We start from the raw sequence: 24,913 nt of genomic DNA, 5'->3' as shown, positions 1-24,913 counted from the left end.
GTGTTTCTCCTGAAAGTGGGGCTTACGCCCCACGTAAAAGATCAGAAATGCATATTTGCCGTGAGCAGGAAGGTTCTTGGCTCACCCGGATGGTAACGGTATCCGCTCTTGTTAATGGAGGATACATAATCGGTGTCGAACAGGTTATAGACGTTCAACTGGAAATCGAGATTGCGATTCACGCGATAACCCAGTTTCGCGTCGGCGACCCAGTAACCTTCGGTGTAGGATGGCGTACCCACGGCCCCGTCGGAACCGCGATGCATACTGCCCACGTAGCGAGCGCCCGCGCCAACGGAAATATTATCGGTAGCCTGGTACTGGTTCCACAGCGTGAACGCATGTTCTGGCGTATACGGCAGAGATGAAGAACCATCCTGAGCAACGTTTTTGCCGCTGTGGATCGTCGCGCGCTGCTGGGTGTAACCCCCAATAACCTGCCATGCGGGAGTGATGTTCCCTGCTACCGAGAGTTCGTAACCTTCAACGCGCTTCTCCCCGTACTGGGAATATGTGCCGTCGTCGTTCTGCTCAACTTCGTTCTCAATATCCGTACGGAAAATCGCGGCAGTTAACAGCAGGCGCTTATCCAGCACCTCCCATTTGGTGCCGATCTCGCTGGTTTTCGCTTTCTGCGGTTTGAAATCGGTACGGTTCGCACTGTTACCGCTTCCACCCTGAGCGAGGGCAAAGTTGCTGCCGCCCGGCGGTTGCTGAGAAACGGCGTAGTTAATGTAAACGTTACCGTTATCGGTCAGGTGATACAGCGCGCCCGCTTTCCAGTTCACCAGATTGCCTGATTTGGCAGTATCCACGGTGGTGACCGGAGAACCTTTCGCCACGCCTGTCGGACACGCGACCGCGCCGCGACCAGAAGCGCCGCAAGCGGTGGCGCTGTCATATTCCGTGCGGTAATTGTCGAGGCGAATACCACCGTTTAGTTCAAACTCACGGGTAATCTGTAGCGTATCAAAGGCGTATACACCGAAGGTATCGGTTTGCCCGTTAGCATTAGCGCCGTTACGAGACAATCCGCCGATATTCACATTGCTGTTGGGGTGATAGATATTTACCGACGGCGGAGTGATCGGGTTTACACCATAGTTGGTTTGCGTTTCGCGCGTTAGCTCCACGCCGGTGCTGATGTCGTGACCGATGGATCCGGTGTAAAATTTTGAGGTCAGGTTGGTTTGGTTGGTCAGGATCTTATTGCTGACATCTTTGGTATTAGCCAGGCGTGACCAGGTCCAGGTGTCGACGCTGCTGGTGGGTTGGGTGATGTTAGTCGCGCCGCCCATCACCGCCGTCATCAGATAATCCTGCTTAATGCGTGACCAGCGGGTGGTGTTGCGAATAGTGGTGCTGTCGTTCAGGTCATGTTCAAAACGCATCGTTGCGGTATCGGTCGTCGAATCGTCGTAATCCGAGTTGGTACCGTAGAAGTTATGCGTATCCACTTTTCCTGACTGATTCAGTGCAGCAGTCCCCGCGGAAGGCGCAGAATATCCCGGCAGACCGATGGTGGGGACACCGCCATCCGGGGTGTTGTGCTGGGTGACATGCAGATAGTTCAGATACAGTCGGTTCTCAGTGCCTAAGCCAAAGGCGAGAGAGGGGGCCACACCATAACGTTCATTCTTAACGTTATCGCGACCGGCATCATGCGTTTTTTCACCCATCAGGTTTAACCGTGCAGCGGTGGTCTCGCCGATGACCTGGTTAATGTCCAGCGTACCACGGCGGAACCAGGCGCTACCGACGCTGGCCGAGGCATCGATCCCTGAGTCGGTGCGCGGCTGTTTGCTGATCATATTGATGGAGCCCGTTGGCGCGCTACGGCCATAGTCGGTGCCGGAGGGGCCTTTGATCACTTCAACCTGTTCGGTATTGAAAGTGTCGCGCGTAACGCTGCCAATATCTCGGATACCGTCGATATAAATACTGTTCGAGGTATCCGCACCACGCATGTAAACCGCGTCACCGGTGGTGGAGTTACCGTTCTCACCGGCGAAAAACGCGCCAACGCCCGGTACGTTTTTCAGCGCATCGGTCAGATTGGTTGCGCCTTGATCCTTAATCACCTGCTCAGAAATCACTGTCATGGTGCGGGTTGTATCCGCTACCGGGCGGGAGAACTTAGGGTCGGCAGACTGCGTTGGGGCGTATAACGAAGGTTTGGCCGCTTCAACAACCAACGTATCTTCTTGTTTTTTATCTTGATCGCCCGCGGCGACAGCCTGAGCTACCGGAGACAGGCCAATACACAGACCGGCAAAAAAAGTCAGTGAATGAAAACTACTGGCAGGCAAATTGCGATTTTTATCCATGTTAGTGAGTGACTTATTATTTTTTGAGTAGACGGTTTCACTCGCGCGAAGGGACATCTCTGTGGATGTTATACCCTGCAGGCCTCGCGGGAGTGAATGTGTAATTGATAATGATTTTGATAAGCATTACTAATCAGTGCGACGTTTTAGCATTCATTAATTCAAAAATAAATACATTTATTTACATTGGATTCAAAATTGCTACACGATGATTACAATTTGAGCGGTGAACGACGTGAACAGCAGGTAGCAAACTGCATTCGGGGTGAATGCAGTTGGGCTAAGGTGAGGGACTACTTATAGATAGTTGCGCTGCCGTACATCTGGTTTTTACCGCCCGCAGAATTGACGACAAAGCCTTTTGCGCCTTGCTCTTTCGCTTTCTCTGCCAGCTTGTCTTCGAGATCGCTCAGGTTAGAAGCTCCGGAAGCGAAAACAGTGCCGGAAGCTTGTAGCTGGCCGGTTTGAGGGCTGGTGTAGGGCTGTGCAGCAAAGGACGCAAATGTCATGCCGGTCAGTACGGTAGCGGCAAGGAATGTGAGGCATTTCTTCATGGTGATATCCTCTGAGAAACAACAGGTCGTGCCTGATAAGTTTAGGCCGTCAGTGGATAACATTTACCGCAAAAAACTGGTGATGAGATGTCTGTTTTTTGAACAATCAGCAAGCCATCAAATAGGTATAAAAAAAGCAAATTTCCTTGCAGTGTGTTTACCGCGTGGCGTTATGCGGGTATCTTACGCCGCTGTTAAAAGGAGAATGCTATGCCCCCCCAGAAACCGGGATTACACCCACGCAACCGCCACAATGGCCGTTATGATCTTGCGACTTTATGCCAGGTTACACCCGAGTTGACGCAATTTCTCACCCTCACGCCAGGCGGCGAGCAGAGTGTTGATTTCGCGAATCCGCAGGCAGTGAAGGCGCTCAATAAAGCACTGCTGGCGCATTTTTATGCGGTGAAAAACTGGGATATTCCAGACGGTTTTCTGTGCCCGCCGGTTCCTGGTCGCGCTGACTACATTCACCATCTGGCCGACCTGTTAGGTGAAACCAGCGGAACCATTCCGGCAAATGCGAGCGTGCTGGACGTGGGAGTTGGGGCAAACTGTATTTATCCGCTGATCGGCGTGCATGAATACGGCTGGCGATTCACCGGTAGTGAGACCAGTAGCGAAGCGTTTAACAGCGCTCAGGCGATCGTAAACGCCAATCCGGGGTTAACCCGTGCTATTCGTCTGCGTCGCCAGAAAGATGCTACGGCAATCTTCAACGGTATCATTCACAAGAATGAGCAATATGAAGCCACATTGTGTAACCCGCCTTTCCATGATTCTGCGGCTTCAGCCCGCGCCGGAAGCGAGCGCAAACGTCGTAATCTGGGGCAGGATAAAGATGATGCGCTGAACTTTGGCGGGCAGCAGCAGGAGCTGTGGTGTGAAGGCGGTGAAGTGGCGTTCATCAAAAAAATGATCGCCGAAAGCCAGGCCTTTGGCCGTCAGGTGATGTGGTTCACCACGCTGGTTTCGCGCGGTGAGAATTTGCCTCCGCTGTACCACGCGTTAACGGATGCGGGCGCGGTGAAAGTGGTTAAGAAAGAGATGGCCCAGGGGCAAAAGCAGAGTCGCTTTATTGCCTGGACCTTTATGGATAACGATCAGCGTCGCCGTTTTATGGCGCGTAAACGCTAAAGCGTTGGCTCGGTTGGCGGCAGCGGTTCGCTTGCTGCCGACGCAGGGCCATTAACCGGTGCAGGCAAAACCTGATACGTCTGTACCGGCGCGCGTACGTTGGCCAGATCGAAGTATTTCTTCACCTGGCTGTCGAGCGCGAAACGTACCGTCCACTGTTTCAGCGGTAATGTGGTAAATGAGACCCGTAGCGTGAAGGCCGTATTGGTTAACCCCACAATCCCGGCAAACGACGGCTCGCCAATAATCAGCCCGCGAATATCGTCCTGTTCCATCACTGCAGCCACAGCGTCTTTCAACGCCTGATTCGCTTTATCCGCATCCTCATGGCGGTCTACGTCGTAATTGGCGACGACCGATCCAATCCCGCGCACAAAGTTGGCGAAGGTCGTTATCGATGACCAGGGAATGATATGGTACGCCCCGGTGTCCTGACGGACGCCCACAGAGCGGATGGACATCCGTTCAACCGTACCGGTGAGTGGACCGATGGTCACCAGGTCGCCGGTGTTCATGCCATTTTCGAACTGAATAAAGATCCCGGTAATAATATCTTTTACCAGCGTTTGCGAGCCGAAAGAGATAGCCAGCCCCAGCGCCCCGGCCCCGGCCAGTAAGGGCGCGATATTGACGCCAATTTCGGATAGCACAATCATGATGGTGATCGTGCTGATGATCACCGCCAGCGCGTTGCGAAACAGCGTCAGCAGGGTGCGGGTACGGGCGCTGGGGAGCGGGCGGCCGTGAATATCGGAAGCCAGACGATTTTCAATCAGGCTGGCAAGGATCGTCCAGCCGATGGCGGAGAAGAATAAAATCAGCGCGATACGGATCAGGATATCCACCGTTTTTTCTCCTGCGCCGTAATGCAGCCAGTTCCAGAAGTCGAACAATCCCCAGGCATTCAGTAGCAGCATTACCGCGACGCACACCGTCAGGATCCTGGCCACGCTTAACGCCGTCGACAGCCAGCCATTCAACCGTTTTTGTAATTCCGGATAGCTGCGCTGGGTGTGTGGCGAAAGGGTAATAGTCTTGGCTATCCAGCGGGAAAGCATACCGGAAACAAAGGCGGCGATCCCAATGATCACCAGACTGCGCAGCGTAGCGCCCATCATGAATTTCAGGCTGTTGCCAGGGTCAAACAGCGAGAAGAAAAACAGCACAATGAAGTAGGCGCTGGCCAGCCAATGCCATACCAGCGCAAAGGCGCGGATAAACAGGCTGAAAAACGCTAACGATCTTTCCGCCAGATTCAGCAAATGCTGCGTTATCTCTTTCTTGTTTCTGAAAATCAGGTACAGCGCCCATAGCGTGATACAGAGCATGATGATGACGTTTGCCATCGCGCCGACCTGCACGTTGACCTGATTCGAGATAATGGGAACGGCAACGATAAGTCCGTATCCAATCAGGCTGCTCAATGAACTTAAACGGCGATTCCAGTAGCGCGCACCGGCATCCTGAATGTTAAACGGGCGCAGTTCGGCCACCGTTGGGCAAAATATCAGGCGCAGAATGGCTTTGAAGAACTCAATCAACGCAAAGGCATTGAGAAACAGACTTTGCTGAAAGGCGATAGTGCGGCTACCGGCGTTCATTCTGTCACTCAGTATCTGCCCGACAAACAAAGTCAGCGCCAGCAGAAGCAAATCGATAATGAATGCGCCGACGATCATCGCCGGAAGCTGGAGCCAGTTGCTGCGTTCGCGGTTTTTCCGTCGTGCCCATTGCCCCATTTTGCGATACAGCGGCAGCGCGCACAGGCGAAGCAGCCAGAAAAAACCGAACACTGACGCCGCCAGCATTAAAAAATGGGTCAGGGCATTGGTGAACGTTTGCGGGTTAAATGTCTTGTGTGGTGCATCGGTAATATTGCGGTAAAGCTGAGCAAAGCGGCTGGAGAGCGCCTCACCGTAGTGGCGGGTGACATCCGTGACGTTTTCCAGCACCGTTTTTTCTTCCGTTAACGTGGGCGGAACAATGGTTGGCACCGGCTCGGCAGGGGGCGCTGTCGCCACTTTGCGTAACTGACCGATCAGTTCCTGGCGCGAGGCATCATTTTCCAGCACATCAGCCAGTGCGCCGTAGGCCGCTTTCTTCTGTTCAACATCCGGCTCTTTCGCCGGCGCGGTTTGCGCGTTGGTTGACGTTGGCGTAGTGACGCCTGGTATCGTCACCGCCTGAGTCGGGAGACTCACCAGACAAACAAAGATGAACAGGATCCAGCGCATGACTCCTCCCATGAGAAAATAAATTCAAAAGGATAAGTATAGATGTCAGGGCGGGGGAGAAATGAAATGAGAGGATTCTGGTGAAAAACCTCCCTTCAGGCGAAGGGAGGGAGAGCTATCAGGAAACGTGCTGCAAGAATTCCTGTAAACGTTGGCTGGGCGGATTTTCAATCAGGGCCTGCGGATTACCGTCTTCGGCAATACGTCCCTTATCGATGAAAATCAGGCGTGAAGCCACTTTTTCGGCAAAGCCGATTTCGTGGGTCACAATGACCATGGTCATCCCTTCCTCCGCCAGATCCTGCATAACTTTCAGAACTTCGTGGCGCAGTTCCGGGTCCAGCGCTGAGGTTGGCTCATCAAACAGCATCATTTTCGGCTTCACCGCCAGCGCTCGGGCGATCGCCACACGCTGCTGTTGACCGCCAGACAGCTCAGAAGGGTAGTGATGCGCACGCTCGGCCAGACCTACTTTCGCCAGCAGCTCTTTAGCCAGTTTCTCGGCCTGTTCTTTATTCGCCCCGCGTACGCGCTGCGGTCCGAACATGACGTTTTCCAGCGCCGTCAGATGCGGGAACAGGTAGAACTGCTGAAACACCATCCCGGCTTCCTGGCGGATTAACCGCTCGTCTACCTTTGGATCGTTTACCTTCAGACCATCGACGATCAGATCGCCAGAGGTTATCTCTTCCAGTTTGTTAATGCAGCGCAGCAGGGTTGATTTGCCGGACCCGGATGGCCCGATAATTACCACCACTTCGCCCTGCTGAATGTTCAGGTCAATATTGTGCAGCACCTGGGTTGGGCCAAAGTGCTTAGAAACGTTTTTAAATTCAATCACAGGATTTTCATCCTTCTTTCCAGACGACGCAGAATGAAGCTCAGCACCAGCGTAATGATCAGATAGAACACCGCAACGGCGCTCCAGATTTCCAGTGCGCGGAAGTTACCGGCAATGATTTCCTGGCCCTGACGGGTCAGTTCAGCGACGCCAATGACAATAAACAGCGAGGTATCTTTAATGCTGATGATCCACTGGTTGCCCAGCGGTGGCAGCATACGACGCAGCGCGAGAGGTAAAATAACGTGGCGGATAGTCTCTGTACGTGAAAGCCCAAGCGCCAGTCCGGCTTCACTGAATCCTTTATGGATTGAGAGCACCGCGCCGCGGGTGATTTCCGCAATATAGGCGCCGGAGTTGATCATGATGGTGACAACGGCGGCGCTAAAGGGATCAATGCGTAAATCGTTAAATGCCATTGGCAGGGCAAAGTAAATAAACATCACCTGCACAACGATTGGCGTACCGCGAATGACTTCGATAAACACCAGCGCTACGTGGTTGGCTATCCAACCGCCGAAAGTACGCGCAAACCCTGCTGCAAGCCCGATTATCAGACCGCCTGCCAGACCGAGGACCGAGATCCACAGGGTCATTTTGGCGCCTTCAATCAAAAGTGGGATGGCGGGCCAGATGGCACTCCAGTCAAACTGCATATTTCGTTCCTGTTACCGTGGTGAGAAAAGTAATGAGCCATAACGTGATGACTCAAAATTGCAGGCCCGGCGGCGCTGGCGCTACCGGGCGTTACAGAACGTTCTTGTTATTTAGGTTCGGTACCGAACCATTTTTTGTAGATTTCGTTGTATGTGCCGTTCTCTTTCAGCGTTTTCAGCGCGCCGTTGACTTTCTCACGCAGTTCATCGCTGCCTTTCGGGAAGGCGATACCGTACTGCTGGGCTTCCAGGGATTCGCCTACAGCTTTGAACTGACCGTTGCCAGCGGTTTTGATGAAGTAAAGAATGTTTGGCGTGTCGTGCAGCACGGCGTCTGCGCGGTTGGTGCCCAGTTCCATATATGCGTTATCGATATTCGGGAATTGACGCAGATCTTTGGTTTTGATGTTAGCTTTCGCGTAATCAACGGAACCCGTGCCGCTCTTCACAGCGACGACTTTACCATCCAGATCTTTCACGCTTTTCACGTCGTTATTATTCGCTTTGACCATCACTAACAGACCGCTTTTGTAGTAGCCGTCAGAGAAGTCGATCGCTTTTTTACGCTCATCAGTGATGGTGATACCCGCCAGCGCCAGGTCGATATTCTTGGTTTGCAGAGCCGGGATGATGCCGCTGAAATCCATTGGTTTCAGTTCATAATCCAGCTTCAGTTCTTTGGCCACGGCAGCCCACAGATCCACATCAAAACCAACGTATTTGTCACCCTGTTTGAATTCGAACGGTACAAATGCGGTGTCGGTTGCGACAACCAGTTTCTTATCTGCGGCATGGGAGGACACCGCAAAAGCCAGGGTAAGTGCAGCCAGTGAGACTTTTAATACAGACTTCATAGGATTTCCTTTTATATCCACGGGGCGATCCCCTGCGAGAACATATGGCTTAATGAAAAAATCGTGCCAGTTTTGCAACTCATTGTTTTAACAAGAGGGTGTCTCGTTTCTCTGCACAATAAGTAGGGCAAAGTGGGCAATCTGCACTGTTTTGGGGCACTCATTTGGTGCGTACCTGACACAGTGCAAACGGTATGACTATTTAGCGTAAAAATTGTTGATAAAACAATCTTTCGTTAACGATTGTGTGAAGTGATTATTACAAATAATTTACTTTGGAGTGACGAACGATCAATGTCATGCACCATAGATGTGCAAAACCCCCGCCAGGGCGAGGGTTATATAGGTAATTCTTATGTCTGCTGTTATTCAATGTTGGCTTCGATAAACCACAGGAATTTGTCGAGGTCGCGTGAAGCGGCGGTGAAGATATCTGCTGTATCTTCGTCTTTTGCTTCGCTAATGGCTTTACGGACGCTGTTAGCGACGACGGCATAACGATCGGCCAGCTCTTTTAAGTGGTCCTGTACGCTATGGATATCCAGCGGATAGCTTTTCAGAGGCGTTTTGCTGTTAATAACCTGGGTGGTACCCAATGCCACACCGCCTAACTGTACGGCGCGCTCAGCCATGGTATCGAGGTGATCGGTCAGGGCAGTACGGAAGCCATCAAGCATTTCATGTACAGCAATGAAGTTCGCGCCGCGCATGTTCCAGTGAGCCTGTTTGGTGATCAAAGACAGGTCGATGAACTGGATCACTTGCTGATTCAGCAGCTCTACGGTCGCTTTCTTTTCGCTATCTGTTACATCGTTGCGGGTATAAAGGAGGGCAGATGCTTTTGTTTTTACCAGTTTTGCGGTACTCATATTTTCATATCCTCTTGATAATTATGTCCCAGCTCTTCAACGGGAATAAGTATAGCGTGAATTTTGGATTTATTTTTCTGGTGTTACCTATCACTTTAATAGTGAAGAGAGGGGTGGATATGAAATAACTAATAAAATCATATGGATATAGTGGTTATTAATGGAGGTGTGTTATTTTTATGTTAATGTAAAAATTTCAAGAAATATGCAGATGAGAAAATTATATTTATTAGAATAATTATCACGCAGATTTACAATTGAATACTCTGCATGATTATGCAAACCATGCAGAATATTAAGTGGTTAATTCACGTCAACTTGCTTAATTTGTGGTTCTTTGCGAATAGTGAGCGTCGAACCCATTGATGCGACAATAATGGCGCCCAGAGCCAGCGTCTGGACAAGCGTCAGCGTTTCACCGAGGAAGATCATTCCTGAAACCGCAGCCAGTGCAGGTTCCATACTCATCAGAGTACCAAAAGTGCGTGTTGGCAGCCGCGTCAACGCAATCATCTCCAGCGAGTAGGGAAGCGCAGTGGAGAGGACCGCAATGGCCAGGCCTAACGGTAGAATGGACCAGTGCCACAAGGCATCCCCAGCCTGGAGCGCGCCGATGGGTACAAAAATCAGCGCCGCAATTAATGACCCTACCGCAACGGTCGCCGGACCATGTTCCGCGCCGGCTCGCTGCCCGGTAAGGATATAGATTGCCCAGCAGGCGCCAGCGCCCAGCGCCAGCGCAGCGCCGGTTAAATCCACGTGAGAAACGTCCTGACCTAACGGCAGCAGGAACCATAGTCCGAGTACAGCCAGTGCAACCCAAATGAAATCCACCGGACGTCGGGATGAAAACAGCGCTACCGCGAGCGGGCCGGTGAACTCCAGCGCTACGGCAATTCCCAGCGGGACGGTCTGGATTGACAGGTAGAAGAGATAGTTCATCCCGCCCAGAGACAGACCATAAAACAGCAGCGGCAGGCGTTGTTCTTTGGCGAATCGCAAACGCCAGGGTTTAAAGAAGGCAATAAGGATGAGGGTGCCCAGCGCAAGGCGCAATGCGGTAACGCCCGGCGCACCGACGAGTGGGAATAGCGATTTTGCCAGAGATGCTCCGCTTTGAATGGAGGACATAGCAATAAGCAAAACCAAAATAGGCAACCAGACTGGCGCTTTACGTGACGACCCCGGCATCCTTTCTCCTGTCAAATGATAATTACACGCCTTCATCTGCGCGACGTTGCAAATTTGCTACGACACGGATGACGTGATGTATAGAAAAGTAAAACAGCGAGTGTAATGGAAATACGCACCGCTGGTTGAGTATTCGTTGAAAAAAAAATTGCTCAGTTCCGTACAATGGCATGAAAGTGATGGATTAATAATCTGTGTGATTAGGAATATTCTGGATGAATGTGCCATATTGTGCGCGCAATAATGGCATTTTTGGTTAGAAAAGTGATGTTAATTGAAAGAGATAGCGGGTTTCTGAAACGTTCTGTTACATGAAAGACCCTGTTAGACATCGCGAATCGCAAAGAGTTTCCCATCAATTTTTGGTATATTTAAAACTTAGGATTTACTTGAAGCACATTTGAGGTGGTTATGAAAAAAATTGCATGTCTTTCAGCACTGGCCGCTGTTCTGGCTTTCTCCGCAGGTACTGCTGTAGCTGCGACTTCTACCGTTACCGGTGGTTACGCTCAGAGCGATGCTCAGGGCGCAGCGAACAAAATGAACGGTTTTAACCTGAAGTATCGCTACGAGCAGGACAGCAACCCGCTGGGTGTTATCGGTTCCTTCACTTACACTGAAAAAGATCGTACCGATGCGTCTGGCGACTACAACAAAACCCAGTACTACGGCATCACTGCTGGCCCGGCTTACCGTCTGAACGACTGGGCAAGCATCTACGGTGTAGTGGGTGTTGGCTACGGTAAATTCCAGAACGCAGCATCCCCGGCTGATAACCACACCACCAGTGACTACGGTTTCTCTTACGGTGCTGGTCTGCAGTTCAACCCGATCGAAAACGTTGCTCTGGACTTCTCCTACGAGCAGAGCCGTATTCGTAGCGTTGACGTTGGCACCTGGATCGCTGGCGTGGGTTACCGCTTCTAATCACTTCGGTGATACAAAAAATCCGCCTCTCGGGGCGGATTTTTTTTGTGCGCAACTCAGAGATTAACGAGATTTGGTCTCAAAGATGTCGGTACCCAGATGGTTGTAGTCCACCTTCTGCAATTTGAAGTTGGTGATGTACACCGGGCCAGCCTTTTTCTCTGAAATAAAGCGATAGCTGTTGGTGATTTCCTTCGCGCTTATCCCCGTCCACTGCGAGAAAAAGCTGAGGAAATCATTGGCGGAGCGACGGGCTTTAATCACCCGGTGCGCTTTATCATCGCTCGACAGCACCATAAATGGTACCTGGAAATTCTGCTGGAACTGATCGTCATGCGCCAGGTACTGCACCTCTTTCCCCCGCTCTTTAAACGCGAGGCCATGATCGGAGAAATAGACCATCGAGAAGCTGTTACCGCTGTTACGTAACTGATCGTAAAGCTGGCGCAGCAGGTCATCCGTCTGCGTCATGGTGTACAGATAGCAAGATGTCTCTTTCGACTGGACGAAAGTCTCGTATTTACCCTGCGTACGGTCGCAGGCCTGCGGATGCGAGCCCATTAAATGCAGCACGATAAGCTGTGGCTGAGTGCGCTCGGTTGCCAGCACCTGGGCGGTCATCTTCAACAACGCTTCGTCACGGGTATTTTTATCCGCTTCGAAATCACCGCTTTTGAGGAACTGAACTTCATCAGCTCGCTTCGCAATGCTGGCGATGGCCGTATCGTATTCACCAATCTGTCCCTGATTGGAGAACCACCACGTCTGGAATCCCGCGCGGTTGGCCAGAGTGACAAAGTTATCCTGGAACTGGGGTTTATTGTCGACCACCCGATTCAGCGTCAGGCCGAGTGATTTTTGTGTCGAACCGCTTGCCGCGATGTAATCCGCGAAGATGTAGCCGTTAACGGAACTGGCAAACGGCGTGTTATCCCAGTGACCACCAAAAGCGCCTAACGCATCGCGGCGGGCGCTTTCGCCGATAACCACCACGTAGGTATGATACTTCGGCTTCACGGCGGTTACCGTCCAGCTGTCTTTCACGCTCGCCAGCTTCGCCATGCGCTCTTGTTCGTCGAGCACTTCGTTGTTATTAACGATAACGTCCTTGGCAAAGCGGAAAACCGGATAGCCGGTGTCTTTCAGCTTGAACACGCCGCCCCAGGCCAGGTTTTGCACCGGGGTAACAAAGAACGCGACAACGCTGAACAGCAAACAAATGCTGTCGAACTTATTCCAGCTACGCTGCTGCACCTCTTTTTTACGGCGTACGGCGATAACACCGAGGGCGAAAATAAACACCCCAACCAGATAACTGTACCAGGGGAAGATGGTCAGGATTTCAGTAGACTCTTCCATATTGGTTGAGTGCAGCGCCAGCAAGGTATTGAAGTTCGGCGAACCGTAAGCCTGGCCAAACGGGAAGTACATTGCCGCTATCAGCGAGCAAATGCCAATCAGCACTTTCTGCGCACGCGGCGCGCTGCGCCACAGCAGCATCAATATACAGGTGAAAGCAACGCTATAGAGCAGGCTAAGCGGATAGCCCAGCGCAAGGTTGATCAGCAGAGACTGTAAGAAATAGAGGCCAGTCCACGGACTAATCGCCCGGCTACGAGCAATGATTGAATCTTTGAGGGTTAAATTCATATGCCACTGTTACAAAAACGCCATGTGCTTACCCTGGCGCTAAGGGTCATTGCCTGCCTGAGAGAGCGAGAAGGGGGATAGGGTCCGCATCCGCGAGCCGCAATATATGCAGGGCTGCGAAAAGATAGAGTGTGTGCAAGAGAAGGTCAACTACTACTAAGAAATTGTTTTGCGAGGGGCGTGGCAAAACTGACAAAAAGAAGGGTTATTGGCATGAAAACGATCACTGTATCCGAGTTACGGCAGGAAAATGAAGCGGCGTGCCGCGACGCCGCATTATTTATCTGCAGGTTTATCCTGCTCTGGTTTGCTGTTAATCATGTCGCACAGCATAGAGATCAGCATTAACCGTACTTTAAAGGGAGAGTGGCTAAACACGCGTATACACCTCTTAAATTCATTCATATAAACCTCCTGACTTCACGATCCCATCAGTCCTTGAGGGATGTCTTTATTATATACAGATATAGCACAGGCTATATTATATAGCTATTGCTAAAACGTTAATTTTTTGTGCCCACGCAACTCTGGTTTACAATGAGCGTTCTCTAATCAGATGCCGTTAACGCGTCACAGTAACGAGGAAGCAGAATGAGTCGTCGCGCAGGTATGCCAACAACAAAAAAAGTGACGCAATTGGTGAATGTCGAAGAACACGTTGAAGGATTTCGTCAGGTCCGGGAGGCACATCGCCGTGAGCTGATTGATGACTACGTAGAGCTGATTTCCGATCTCATTATTGAGGTGGGTGAAGCGCGCCAGGTAGATATGGCAGCACGGCTTGGGGTTTCCCAGCCGACGGTTGCTAAAATGCTTAAGCGTCTTGCTTCAGTTGGGTTGATTGAAATGATCCCCTGGCGGGGCGTTTTTTTAACCGCAGAAGGTGAACGACTGGCTCAGGAGAGTCGGGAGCGTCACCAGATTGTGGAGAATTTCCTGCTGATGTTAGGTATCAGCCCGGAAATTGCCCGTCGCGACGCGGAGGGAATGGAGCATCACGTCAGTAAGGAAACGCTGGAGGCTTTTAGCCGGTTTACGCAACAGCAAGGTGCTGGCTCTGAATGAGTTTTCCTTTACTACGCGCCTTACAGCGCGATCGCTTTTTTCAGCTGTTAATCATCGTCGGGGTTGTACTGAGCCTGTTCGTGCCGTTTACGCCAAGGTCGTGGCCGGGGGCGATAGACTGGCACACGATTATTACACTTAGCGGCCTGATGTTACTGACCAAAGGCGTGGAGCTAAGCGGTTACTTCGATGTGTTAGGGCGCAAGATGACCCGGCGTTTTAACACCGAACGTCAATTGGCGATATTTATGGTGCTGGCGGCGGCGCTGCTGTCGACGTTTCTGACCAACGATGTTGCGCTGTTTATTGTTGTTCCGCTGACGATCACCCTGAAAAAATTGTGCGCCATTCCTGTAAATCGCCTGATTATCTTTGAGGCGCTGGCGGTAAACGCCGGTTCGCTGCTCACGCCAATAGGTAATCCGCAAAACATTCTGATGTGGGGACGCTCCGGCTTATCGTTTACCGCGTTTACCTGGCAGATGGCGCCGCTTGCGGGGGCCATGATGCTGACGCTGGTGGTGCTGTGCTGGTTCAGTTTCCCGCATAAAGCTTTGCATTATCATACCGGTACGCGCGCGCCTGACTGGCAACCGCGCCTGGTGTGGAGCTGTCTGGGGCTGTATATCATCTTCCTGGCGGCACTGGAGTTAAAACAAGAGCTGTGGGGCCTGGCGATCGTCGCGGCAGGATTCATGGTGCTGGCTCGCCGCGTGATCCTCAGCGTGGATTGGACGCTGCTGTTGGTGTTTATGGCGATGTTCATTGATGTGCACTTGCTGACGCAACTCCCGGCCTTGCAGGAGATTACCCACCAGATTGGCACGCTTTCAGCGCCGGGGCTTTGGTTGACGGCCATTGGCCTGTCGCAGTTTATCAGTAATGTTCCCAGCACGATTTTGCTGCTGAACTACGTCCCACCAACGCTGCTGCTGGCCTGGGCGGTCAATGTGGGCGGTTTTGGGTTGTTGCCGGGATCGCTGGCGAATCTTATTGCTTTACGGATGGCAAACGATCGACGCATCTGGTGGCGTTTTCATTGGTATTCGGTGCCGATGCTGATATGGGCGGCGCTGGTAGGGTATGGTTTATTGCAGGTGATATGAGGATTGTGCCCGATGGGGCTGGCGCTTATCGGGCCTACAGGTTAAGTAGGCCCGATAAGGCGAAAGGGCAGTTTTGATGCTTAGTTCAGACGAACCGGCATACCTGAACGGTTCTGTACCGCCTGCTCAACGACGGCCTGATCGACGTCAGACTGACCGGTGATGCTGGTAATGCTCTTGTTCAGCGTAATCGGTACGATTTCCCCGCCTTCGAACTGTGCTTCAGTGGTAGACAGTGGGTTGTGTACCTCGATGTAACGGCTGCCGTCTGGTTCAGTCGTGGCTTTTACCGGCTCATCGATAAACTGTACGCGGGTGCCGACCGGCACATTTTCAAACAGGAATTTGATGTCGTCGTTACGCAGACGCACGCAACCGTGGCTGACGCGTAAGCCGACGCCGAAGTTAGCATTGGTGCCGTGGATGGCGTACAGGCGACCGATATACAGCGCGTACAGGCCCATCGGGTTATCCGGACCTGCCGGAACAACAGCTGGCAGTGGTTCGCCCGCAGCGCGGTATTCCGCATGCATTTTTGCCGTTGGCGTCCAGGTTGGGCCCGCTTTTTTACGTTCTACTTTGGTGGTCCAGTTGATTGGCGTGTCTTTGCCCAACTGACCAATACCGATCGGCAGAACAATAACGGTGTTGGTGCCTTTCGGGTAGTAGTACAGACGCATTTCAGCGCTGTTAATAACAATACCTTCATGCACGGTATCCGGCAGGATCAATTGCTGAGGTATGTTCAGGACGGTGCCGCCCTTCGGCAGGAAGGTATCCACGCCCGGGTTGGCTTCCAGCATATTAGACAGACCCATCTGATACTCCGCCGCAAAATACTCCAGCGGTTGGGTGTTGCCTTCAGGAATAGTGATGACCTGGTTTTGGCCGATCAAACGGCTGCCATCGGTAGGCAGCGGGTACGTGACGGCAGAAGCGGTGTTACAAAAACCAACTATTGCGAGTGCCGCCGCGAAAAGCGTTGTTAATTTAATATTCATGTTCATGTATGCGAGATTCAGTGCCAGGCAGGCTAGTGGGTTGAGATTTATGTAGTGTTGGGCACGCATTATATGTGCAATCTGAGCAACAAGGAATTCGGATGTGTACTAAATCACATTTTTTTCCTTTTGCTTTCACTTTAACCCTTCAGCATCAAGGCGCGATCTTATTGCAGACTTATGGCATAATAAGCGGTTCGTCACATATTTCTTTCTCTTTCAGGATACGCCAGTGTTAGTTTCCAGCAACGTCACCATGCAGTTCGGCAGTAAGCCGCTGTTTGAAAATATTTCCGTCAAATTTGGCGGCGGCAACCGTTACGGCCTGATTGGCGCGAACGGTAGCGGTAAATCCACTTTTATGAAAATTCTCGGCGGCGACCTCGAACCGACGCTGGGCAACGTTTCCCTCGATCCGAACGAGCGCATTGGTAAGCTGCGTCAGGATCAGTTCGCCTTTGAAGAGTTCACCGTGCTTGACACCGTGATCATGGGTCACGGTGAACTGTGGGAAGTAAAGCAGGAGCGCGATCGCATTTACGCCCTGGCCGAAATGAGCGAAGAAGACGGCTATAAAGTTGCTGACCTTGAAGTTCAGTATGGCGAAATGGACGGCTACTCTGCGGAAGCGCGTGCGGGTGAATTGCTGCTGGGCGTAGGTATTCCGGTAGAACAGCATTATGGCCCGATGAGCGAAGTCGCCCCCGGCTGGAAGCTGCGTGTGCTTCTTGCACAGGCGCTGTTCTCTAACCCGGACATTCTGCTGCTCGACGAACCAACGAACAACCTGGATATCGACACCATCCGCTGGCTGGAGCAGACGCTGAACGAGCGTGACAGCACCATGATCATCATTTCGCATGACCGTCACTTCCTGAACATGGTCTGTACGCACATGGCGGATCTGGACTACGGCGAACTGCGTGTTTATCCGGGTAACTACGACGAATATATGACGGCTGCAACCCAGGCGCGTGAACGTCTGCTGGCTGATAACGCCAAGAAGAAAGCGCAGATTGCCGATCTGCAATCCTTCGTCAGCCGCTTTAGCGCCAACGCATCTAAATCTCGTCAGGCGACTTCTCGTGCGCGTCAGATTGATAAGATCAAGCTTGACGAAGTGAAGGCGTCCAGCCGTCAGAACCCGTTCATCCGCTTCGAACAGGATAAGAAACTGTTCCGTAACGCGCTGGAAGTGGAAGCGCTGACGAAAGGGTTTGATGAAGGTCCGTTGTTTAAGAACTTTAACCTGCTGCTGGAAGTCGGTGAGAAAATTGCCATTCTGGGTGCCAACGGCGTGGGTAAATCAACCATGCTGAAGACGCTGGTCGGCGAATTACAGCCGGATAACGGTACTGTGAAATGGTCTGAAAACGCCCAGGTTGGTTACTACGCGCAGGATCACGAGTACGAATTCGAAAACGATCTGACGGTCTTCGAGTGGATGAGTCAGTGGAAACAGGAAGGCGACGATGAGCAGGTAGTACGTAGCTTCCTTGGTCGCTTGCTGTTCAGCCAGGACGATATCAAGAAACCTGCTAAAGTGCTGTCCGGTGGTGAAAAAGGACGCATGCTGTTCGGTAAGCTGATGATGCAGAAGCCGAATATCCTGGTAATGGATGAACCGACCAACCACCTGGATATGGAATCTATCGAATCGCTGAACATGGCGCTGGAAATGTACCAGGGCACGCTGATCTTCGTTTCTCACGACCGTGAGTTCGTCAGTTCGTTGGCAACCCGCGTGATTGAAATTACGCCGGAACGCGTAATCGACTTCACCGGTAACTACGAAGATTACCTGCGTAGCAAGGGCGTCGAATAATTTTCCCGTCGTCTTTCGTGTTACAGGTGTGTTGGCTGCACCTGTACACCCCGGTCACTTACTTGTGTAAGCTTGCGGGGATTTACAGGCTGGCCGCCTTCCTGTAACGCGAAATACTTAGGGAAACTTGTGTAAGTTACAAATTAAATAATCCCCAGCGCACGCTTGCCATGGATATTCAAATCATCCAGCGTGAAGCGTCCTTCCCAGTGAGTTTCATAATCCTCGCGTGGGAAATCACCCGGCGATACGCCTTTTTCCAGCGCGGCCTTCACTTTATGGGCGTAGGCCAGATTCTTTTCGCACATCGGTGCGGCAGGGATGTACATCACGTTGCCCCAACCCTGCTGATTTTCTACCGGCGCGACGGAGTGGATCACATCGCAATGCCACCAGACGGAGTCTCCGGCGTCCAGTTGCGGAATGCTGGTTAACGCTTCAATCAGCAGCGGATGCCATTGCGCAGAAATCGGCAGAACTCTGCCGGGCGCGACGCCGCAAAGTTCATCTTCCGGCACATCGTCAAGCAATGGACGTAACAGTACCCAGGCCATCGCTTCAGGGATAGGGACCACGTGCAACAACCCCTGACCTGGCAGCATATCAGAGAGAGCAGTCCAGCCCTGGAAGGTGCGGAATACTGAACATTTGGTGGTGTTATCCACCGTGTACTCTTCTACTTCAGTGCGATGCGCGGCCTGCCAAGGATCGTAATCTTCCAGCTTACCATTGAAAACATTAGCAAAGACCTGCTGATATGCCGGCAGAAGCCAGCGTTCCAGCGCGCCGGAATCCGTATGCGCGCCCAGCCCTTTGGACGTTGTTCCCGGTGGACGACGGCGTATGCGGTCGGGGTAGATAACGCTGACATCCGGGTTAAACCATTGCTTACCTTCGCCTGCAAATGTCCAAAGACGGTTGAGAAATGACTGCGCATTTGCCATTTCTTCACTCTGACGGGCCTGCATCTGCGCCTGGGACCAGTAGATGGGGTAGATTTCAGGCCGCGATGCGCTCAGGGTACCAAAGAAATTATCACCCGGTCCTTGGTAAACGTCGTCAAAATGGTTGCGGTCCAGATAGTCCAGCATTGACCTATCCCAATCGAGGGCTTGTTCGCGAGAGAAATGGCCTTTAATGACCGCGCATCCGCGACGCTTAATTTCTTCACGCTGCTCAGTACTCACGCGACCCGCCTTGATATCCGCATAGGACAACACAGGCCATACCGGAGAGCCTTGCGCTTTGAGGTCGTTGATTTCCGCCACGCGATTGGCAATGGCCTCGCTCAACTGATTGAAAATCAACTGAACATCTCCAAGCTGTTCACGCAATTGCTTTTTCATCTGCCGGATTGCCGCTTTGTGATCGGTGGGCAACGTGTCGCTGGTAAAAGTAAAAGCCATATCCACCTCGCATTAACTTTCATTCGAAACTTGTTTAACTTACAGGTGATAATATAAGTTAAAATTTAGTTAACGCAAGTTTAAAATTTGATGGTGTGAGAAACATGAAAAAGCGTGGAAACCGGGGCAAGGGGATACCCCGGTTGGGCAGGATTAGCAATTAAAAGGGGAAGTGTTATCCAGCACCGCCTGAATCACGTTCAGCGCGCCCTGATGGTTATTGTCGTCGGTCTGATAGCGGGCAATCGATTTGATACTCTCTGCCGCGTTGGCCATGGCGAAAGAGTAGCGCGCCATTTTCAGCATTTCTGCGTCATTGCCGCTATCGCCAATGGCGACCACGTTTTGCGGGGACAGGTTCCAGCGCTTTAGCAGACGGCTGATTCCGTTGGCTTTATGCAAACCTGGAATGATCAGGTCGATAAACCCAAAGCCGCTGGTGACGGGCTTCATTATACCGTCAAGGGCAGAATGAAGGTGATCGATCACTAATGGGATTTGTTGATCCGGTAAATTCAGCGAGAACTTGAACAGCACATCATCGATGTCCTGATAATCCTTCACGGGTTTCAGGCGATGGTAGTGTTTTGACATCAATGCGACAAAGGACTCGGGGGCATTTTCGCTAACGTAGGCGCTTTGCAGGCCACAAGCCACAAAGTTGAGATGCGTATCTTTGAGCAGTTCGCCAATGACAATGCGGGATTCGTGGCGGGTCAGCTCACCGTGAAACAGCTGTTTGCCATGTTCAAAGACTAACGCCCCGTTCTCGGCAACAAAAGAGATCTCATCTTTGAGTTCCGGGAAAAAGGAGATCAGTTGGTAATACTGATTGCCGCTGGCCACGACAAATTCAATATCCCGTTTTTTTAGTTCCTGATACTGCGCCATAAAACGTGCAAGATCGTATTTTTTGGCGTCGTCGAGAAAAGTTCCGTCCATATCAGTGACGATAACTTTGATGGTCATACTTGCTCCTGGCTCATAACTGCGACCAGAAACATTTTAATAACAATGTGAGCTAAAGCACAAATTTATTTCATTCGAAAGAAGAATACCCGGCAAGCGAAATGCCGCCGGGTAAGGGGGATTACAGCATATGTTCAGTACGTGCGATAATATCGTCCTGCGCATCTGGAGACAGCGCGGTGAAGAAGGCCGAATAACCTGCTACACGGACCACCAGGTCACGATACTGATCCGGGTGCTTTTTGGCTTCCAGCAGCGTTTCACGGGAGACAATGTTGTACTGAATATGCCAGCCTTTGTGCTCTTCAAAGAAGGTACGCAGCAGGATCATCAGCTTTTGCTTATCGGATTCATTCTCCAGCGTGGCCGGGTTCAGCTTCTGGTTTAACAACACGCCGCCGAGGATTGAACCGGTCGGCAGTTTACCCACCGAGCCAATTACCGCTGTTGGGCCGAGATGGTCCGTTCCGGAAGCCGGGCTTGCGCCTTCTGCCAGCGGAGTGTGCGCCTTACGACCATCCGGTGTGGCCATCGTTGCCGCGCCAAACGGTACGTTTGCGGAGATCGATGAGGTACCCGCGTAGTAATTGCCGCCAACCGGGCCACGTCCATAACGCGGATTATGATACTGTTTCAACTCATTGATATAGGTCTGATAAGCACGAGCCAGCAGCGTATCAACGCTATCGTCATCGTTGCCGTATTTCGGTGCGCCGTTGATCAGCCGCTGGCGTAATTGTTCGTGGCTCAGACCGTCAAAATCGTCGGCCAGCGCGGTGGCCAGTTGCTGCTGACCGATAGCGCCTTGTTCAAAGACCAGTTTCTTCACCGCAGCCAGGCTATTGCCGAGGTTGGCAATACCCACCTGCAAACCCGATACCCAGTCGTATTTCGCGCCGCCTTGCTTAATGCTTTTCGCGCGTTCAATACAGTCATCTACCAGCGCAGAGCACAGAATATCGTGTACGTTCTCTTCCAGCATGGTGTCGACAACATACTCAATTTCGATAGATTTACGCGTGTAGTAGCGAATCTGCGCATCCCAGGCATCCATCACTTCGTCGAAATTGTTGAAGTTACCAGCTGAGAGCGCTTTTTCCTGTGGCAGAAATACTTTACCGCTGGTGGCATCGCGACCACCTTCCAGCGCTGCCAGCATCACGCGGGCAAAGTTAATAAAGCTCATACCGGTACAGCGGTAGCCCCATTTGCCGCCAACGGCGGTTTCGATGCAACCAATGGCCGCATAGTCATAGGCGTCCTGCGGTTCAATGCCAAGCTTAATGAATTCAGGTATGACGATTTCGTCGTTATTAAAGGCAGGCATCCCGAAGCCGCAGCGGATCACCTGTACACAGGCATCCAGGAAATCATTACTCATCCCTGCATGATAACGCACGCTCAGGTTTGGCTGAGTAGAACGCAAGCGACCGCAGGATTCCAGAATAGCGTAGGAGAGCGGATTGACGGCATCCATTGCCTGACCGTTAACCAGGTTTTGGCCACCAATGGTCACGTTCTGATACAGCGGGCTACCCGCCGAGGCTTTCGAATGGGAGCCGGAGCGGATTTTGTTCACTTCCAACAGTTTCAGCCAGCAGCTGTGCAGCAGCTCAATGGCGTGCTCACGATCGAGGCTCTGGTTCAGTTCTACGTCACGACGGTAGAACGGATAGAGGTACTGATCCATGCGACCAAACGACACTGAGTGACCATTTGATTCAATTTGCAGGATCAACTGGATGAAATAGCACAACTGCAGCGCCTGCCAGAACGTTTTTGGCGGCTCATGGGCGATCACATCGCAGTTGTCCGCCATGGTCAGCAGTTCATCACGACGACTGGCGCGAGTTTCCGTGGCCGCCATTTTACGTGCCAGCGCGGCAAAGCGCTCAATGTGCAGACTGACGGCCTCCAGCACGATATCAATCGCTTTCAGAAACTGATCGCCATGGAGGTCTTCCAGACATGTCAGATTGATGCGGGAACGACGTTCATCAACTTTGTGGCGCAGGCCGTCGAGACCTTTTTCCAGCAGCAGCGGGAAGTTTACCGCCAGGTGTGCATCACCAGAGGTCATGTTACCTTCGGCTTTGATAATGCCGGTTTCCAGCAGCCCTTTCTGCTCGTCCGTAAACATCCCGTAGCAGCGATCCTGCACGGTCTGACCACGCCACCATGGACACACCTCGTGCAACACGCGTTTGTTCTCTTCGCTTACCGCAAAGCCCGCGCCCGGCCTGTCGGCGAGGTCATCGATCTCTTTTTCAATCCACGACACGGTGTATTCCGGGAAGATTGGCGCGGCACGCACTTCGCTTGCCTGGTTACCAATGATCAGTTCGTCATGCTTGATCCAGATGGTGCGTTCCGCCAGATGATGGGCCAGCGCCAGCGCGCGGCGAACCGGAATAGGTTTATCCAGATGCTGTTGGTACATCTCGGTATAGTGCTGGGCGCGCTCGGTACAAACCGGCGGCTTCACGATGTGGATCAGGGCCGTTTTATGCGCTTTGATACGGTCGCTGAGTGTGTCCAGTTTCAGAGTGGTCATGGCGATTATCCTCGTAGGGTCGCGGTTAAACCTTTCAGGCTGGCGTACTGCTGGGCAAATTCGAGCAGCGCAGGCGCATCAAGCGGTTTATCCGGTGCGTTGTAGGGTTGACTGAGTAAGTGGTATTTGTTGATGCCCAGCGTGTGGTAGGGCAAAAAATGGATCTCATCGACGTGAAGCTCGTCGGCAGCAAAATCGGTAATGGCCTGAATAGCGGCTTCGTCAGCGTTGAACCCCTGAATCAGGGGGACGCGGATAACCATTTTTTTACCGGCGGCGGCCAGTTTTTTCAGATTTTCCAGTACGCGAGAGGCGCTGCCATCGGTCCACTGTTTAAACGGCGCGTCGGCGACATGTTTTAAATCGGCCAGGAACAGGTCGACGTCAGGTAATGACGGTTCAATATACTTCCACGGGACATGCAGACAGGTTTCAACCGCTGTATGAATACCTGCATCGTGGCTGGCTTTGAGCAGCGCTGCCGCCAGTTCTGGCTGCATAAAGGGTTCACCGCCAGACAGGGTGAGACCCCCGCCGCTGCGATCGTAAAACGGTTTATCACGCACTACGGTCGCCATGATGTCGTCCACGCTTTTTTCCTCTCCGCAGACGGTCAGCGCCTGGGTTGGACAGCAGTGGGTCAGCGCCGTGAGCGCATCATCGGTCAGTTTTTCGCGATGAATCAGCAATCCACTCAGCGCGCGTTCAATCACCTTCGGTGCGGCCTGAGCACAGAGATCGCAACCGTCGAGGCACAAACGCGCGTCATAGAGCAGATCCTGCGTGCGGGCGCGGCTTTCCGGATTCTGGCACCACCGACAGCCCAGAGAGCATCCCTTAAGGAACACTACAGTACGGATACCGGGACCATCATGTGTGGAATAGCGCTGGATATTGAAAATCATAAGCGGCCTCTCATCTTTCGTATAAAGATTAAATTACTTTCGAATGAAAGTTATATTGACGTACGTCAACTAACCGTGAGGTTTCGCCGTGCTACCTTTTATTCATGCTAATTATTCGTTTGAGGAAAGGTTATGGAACTCTATTTAGATACGTCTGACGTTGACGCGGTAAAAGCTCTGGCGCGGGTTTTTCCGCTGGCAGGGGTGACCACTAACCCAAGCATTGTGGCGGCAGGTAAGCAGACGCTGGACGTGTTACTGCCGCAACTGCAGGAAGCGATGGGAGGGCAAGGACGCCTGTTTGCTCAGGTAATGGCGACCACCGCCGAAGGCATGGTCAGTGATGCGCGTAAGCTGCGGGCAATCATTGCGGATATCGTGGTCAAAGTGCCCGTCACGGCAGAGGGTCTGACGGCCATTAAATTGCTGAAAGAAGAAGGGATCCCGACGTTGGGTACCGCGGTATACGGCGCTGCTCAAGGGCTATTAGCTGCGCTTGCGGGGGCCGAATACGTTGCGCCATATGTTAACCGTGTGGATGCGCAGGGGGGGGACGGCATTCAGACGGTGACCGATCTGCAGACCTTACTGAAAATGCATGCCCCGCACGCCAAAGTACTGGCCGCCAGTTTTAAAACGCCGCGTCAGGCGCTGGATTGCCTGCTGGCAGGCTGCGAGTCCATCACGCTGCCGCTGGATGTCGCTCAGCAGATGATTAGCTCTCCGGCCGTTGATGCTGCCGTAGCGAAGTTCGAGCACGACTGGCAGAGCGCATTTGGACGCACTTCTCTGTAAGTCTGTTTTGCCGGATGGCGGCTGACACCTTATCCGGCCTACACAAT

At 52.2% G+C, this 24,913-nt stretch carries 21 protein-coding genes; 6 read left to right on the top strand and 15 right to left on the bottom strand.

From position 1 onward, the window contains the following. Window positions 1-41: 41 nt before the first annotated feature. Both HV345_RS15770 and mcbA read right to left on the bottom strand, forming a co-directional pair. Window positions 42-2,327: a catecholate siderophore receptor Fiu gene (locus HV345_RS15770; protein ID WP_169330260.1), complete on the bottom strand. Its 2,286-nt coding sequence runs from the start codon at window positions 2,325-2,327 to the stop codon at window positions 42-44. Between the two features lie 293 nt (window positions 2,328-2,620). Continuing rightward, complete coding sequence (mcbA, locus tag HV345_RS15765) at window positions 2,621-2,881, bottom strand: DUF1471 family periplasmic protein McbA (protein ID WP_181635788.1); 261 nt, start codon at window positions 2,879-2,881, stop codon at window positions 2,621-2,623. Window positions 2,882-3,091: 210 nt separating this feature from the next. Between mcbA and rlmF the strand changes: the two genes are divergently transcribed. Further along, window positions 3,092-4,018 carry a 23S rRNA (adenine(1618)-N(6))-methyltransferase RlmF gene (gene rlmF, locus HV345_RS15760; protein WP_047359435.1) on the top strand — a complete coding sequence of 309 codons (927 nt, stop codon included), beginning with the start codon at window positions 3,092-3,094 and terminating at the stop codon, window positions 4,016-4,018. On the opposite strand, the gene ybiO is transcribed toward rlmF, so the two are convergent. The 6 genes from ybiO to rhtA all read right to left on the bottom strand — a co-directional run bounded on the left by ybiO (window position 4,015) and on the right by rhtA (window position 10,663). Continuing rightward, window positions 4,015-6,252: a mechanosensitive channel protein gene (gene ybiO, locus HV345_RS15755; protein WP_046274641.1), complete on the bottom strand. Its 2,238-nt coding sequence runs from the start codon at window positions 6,250-6,252 to the stop codon at window positions 4,015-4,017. The genes rlmF and ybiO overlap by 4 nt on opposite strands. A 118-nt stretch (window positions 6,253-6,370) precedes the next feature. After that, window positions 6,371-7,093, bottom strand: a complete 723-nt coding sequence (gene glnQ, locus HV345_RS15750) for a glutamine ABC transporter ATP-binding protein GlnQ (RefSeq protein ID WP_003035246.1) — start codon at window positions 7,091-7,093, stop codon at window positions 6,371-6,373. After that, window positions 7,090-7,749 (bottom strand): glutamine ABC transporter permease GlnP, encoded by a 660-nt coding sequence (gene glnP / locus HV345_RS15745; protein ID WP_003035248.1) that lies wholly within the window; start codon window positions 7,747-7,749, stop codon window positions 7,090-7,092. The genes glnQ and glnP overlap by 4 nt, the downstream gene beginning before the upstream one ends. A 107-nt stretch (window positions 7,750-7,856) precedes the next feature. After that, window positions 7,857-8,603: a glutamine ABC transporter substrate-binding protein GlnH gene (gene glnH, locus HV345_RS15740; protein WP_016152370.1), complete on the bottom strand. Its 747-nt coding sequence runs from the start codon at window positions 8,601-8,603 to the stop codon at window positions 7,857-7,859. A gap of 365 nt (window positions 8,604-8,968) precedes the next feature. After that, the gene (gene dps, locus HV345_RS15735; protein ID WP_006685362.1) at window positions 8,969-9,472 is read right to left on the bottom strand and encodes a DNA starvation/stationary phase protection protein Dps; all 504 of its coding nucleotides are present in this window, start codon (window positions 9,470-9,472) and stop codon (window positions 8,969-8,971) included. Between the two features lie 303 nt (window positions 9,473-9,775). Beyond that, window positions 9,776-10,663, bottom strand: a complete 888-nt coding sequence (rhtA, locus tag HV345_RS15730; protein ID WP_016156069.1) for a threonine/homoserine exporter RhtA — start codon at window positions 10,661-10,663, stop codon at window positions 9,776-9,778. 411 nt (window positions 10,664-11,074) lie between these two features. On the opposite strand from rhtA, the gene ompX reads away from it, so the two are divergent. Then, window positions 11,075-11,590: an outer membrane protein OmpX gene (gene ompX / locus HV345_RS15725; protein ID WP_016152372.1), complete on the top strand. Its 516-nt coding sequence runs from the start codon at window positions 11,075-11,077 to the stop codon at window positions 11,588-11,590. A gap of 63 nt (window positions 11,591-11,653) precedes the next feature. On the opposite strand, the gene HV345_RS15720 is transcribed toward ompX, so the two are convergent. Both HV345_RS15720 and mntS read right to left on the bottom strand, forming a co-directional pair. Continuing rightward, window positions 11,654-13,240 carry a phosphoethanolamine transferase gene (locus HV345_RS15720; RefSeq protein WP_047359432.1) on the bottom strand — a complete coding sequence of 529 codons (1,587 nt, stop codon included), beginning with the start codon at window positions 13,238-13,240 and terminating at the stop codon, window positions 11,654-11,656. Window positions 13,241-13,516: 276 nt separating this feature from the next. Beyond that, entirely contained in the window at window positions 13,517-13,645 is a 129-nt protein-coding gene (gene mntS, locus HV345_RS15715; RefSeq protein ID WP_016152374.1) for a manganase accumulation protein MntS, read from the bottom strand. Window positions 13,646-13,831: 186 nt separating this feature from the next. Between mntS and mntR the strand changes: the two genes are divergently transcribed. Together mntR and HV345_RS15705 are read left to right on the top strand one after the other, a co-directional pair. After that, the gene (gene mntR / locus HV345_RS15710) at window positions 13,832-14,305 is read left to right on the top strand and encodes a manganese-binding transcriptional regulator MntR (protein ID WP_016156071.1); all 474 of its coding nucleotides are present in this window, start codon (window positions 13,832-13,834) and stop codon (window positions 14,303-14,305) included. Further along, window positions 14,302-15,411 carry an anion transporter gene (locus HV345_RS15705; RefSeq protein WP_181635787.1) on the top strand — a complete coding sequence of 370 codons (1,110 nt, stop codon included), beginning with the start codon at window positions 14,302-14,304 and terminating at the stop codon, window positions 15,409-15,411. Before mntR ends, HV345_RS15705 begins: the two co-directional genes overlap by 4 nt. 80 nt (window positions 15,412-15,491) lie before the next feature. Here the strand turns inward: HV345_RS15705 and ldtB are convergent, their stop codons facing one another. After that, window positions 15,492-16,412 carry a L,D-transpeptidase gene (ldtB, locus tag HV345_RS15700; RefSeq protein WP_181636703.1) on the bottom strand — a complete coding sequence of 307 codons (921 nt, stop codon included), beginning with the start codon at window positions 16,410-16,412 and terminating at the stop codon, window positions 15,492-15,494. Between the two features lie 232 nt (window positions 16,413-16,644). On the opposite strand from ldtB, the gene HV345_RS15695 reads away from it, so the two are divergent. Further along, window positions 16,645-18,237: an ABC-F family ATPase gene (locus HV345_RS15695; RefSeq protein ID WP_016156073.1), complete on the top strand. Its 1,593-nt coding sequence runs from the start codon at window positions 16,645-16,647 to the stop codon at window positions 18,235-18,237. Between the two features lie 143 nt (window positions 18,238-18,380). Here HV345_RS15695 and HV345_RS15690 read toward each other — a convergent pair whose 3' ends face one another. The 4 genes from HV345_RS15690 to HV345_RS15675 all read right to left on the bottom strand — a co-directional run bounded on the left by HV345_RS15690 (window position 18,381) and on the right by HV345_RS15675 (window position 24,071). Further along, window positions 18,381-19,643 (bottom strand): DUF1479 domain-containing protein, encoded by a 1,263-nt coding sequence (locus HV345_RS15690; protein WP_131352007.1) that lies wholly within the window; start codon window positions 19,641-19,643, stop codon window positions 18,381-18,383. A gap of 153 nt (window positions 19,644-19,796) precedes the next feature. After that, window positions 19,797-20,612, bottom strand: a complete 816-nt coding sequence (locus HV345_RS15685; RefSeq protein ID WP_065554862.1) for a Cof-type HAD-IIB family hydrolase — start codon at window positions 20,610-20,612, stop codon at window positions 19,797-19,799. A gap of 121 nt (window positions 20,613-20,733) precedes the next feature. Further along, window positions 20,734-23,166, bottom strand: a complete 2,433-nt coding sequence (locus HV345_RS15680; protein WP_181635786.1) for a glycyl radical protein — start codon at window positions 23,164-23,166, stop codon at window positions 20,734-20,736. A gap of 5 nt (window positions 23,167-23,171) precedes the next feature. After that, window positions 23,172-24,071 carry a glycyl-radical enzyme activating protein gene (locus HV345_RS15675; RefSeq protein WP_016152383.1) on the bottom strand — a complete coding sequence of 300 codons (900 nt, stop codon included), beginning with the start codon at window positions 24,069-24,071 and terminating at the stop codon, window positions 23,172-23,174. Between the two features lie 132 nt (window positions 24,072-24,203). On the opposite strand from HV345_RS15675, the gene fsa reads away from it, so the two are divergent. Next, on the top strand, window positions 24,204-24,866 hold the full coding sequence (gene fsa, locus HV345_RS15670; RefSeq protein ID WP_019076360.1) for a fructose-6-phosphate aldolase: 663 nt from the start codon (window positions 24,204-24,206) through the stop codon (window positions 24,864-24,866). Window positions 24,867-24,913: the final 47 nt, after the last annotated feature.

The organism is Citrobacter sp. RHBSTW-00986 (genome assembly GCF_013783065.1).
Taxonomy (GTDB): domain Bacteria; phylum Pseudomonadota; class Gammaproteobacteria; order Enterobacterales; family Enterobacteriaceae; genus Citrobacter; species Citrobacter braakii.
Note: the sequence above shows the minus strand (reverse complement) of the source record. Positions and strands in the feature narration are given on the sequence as shown.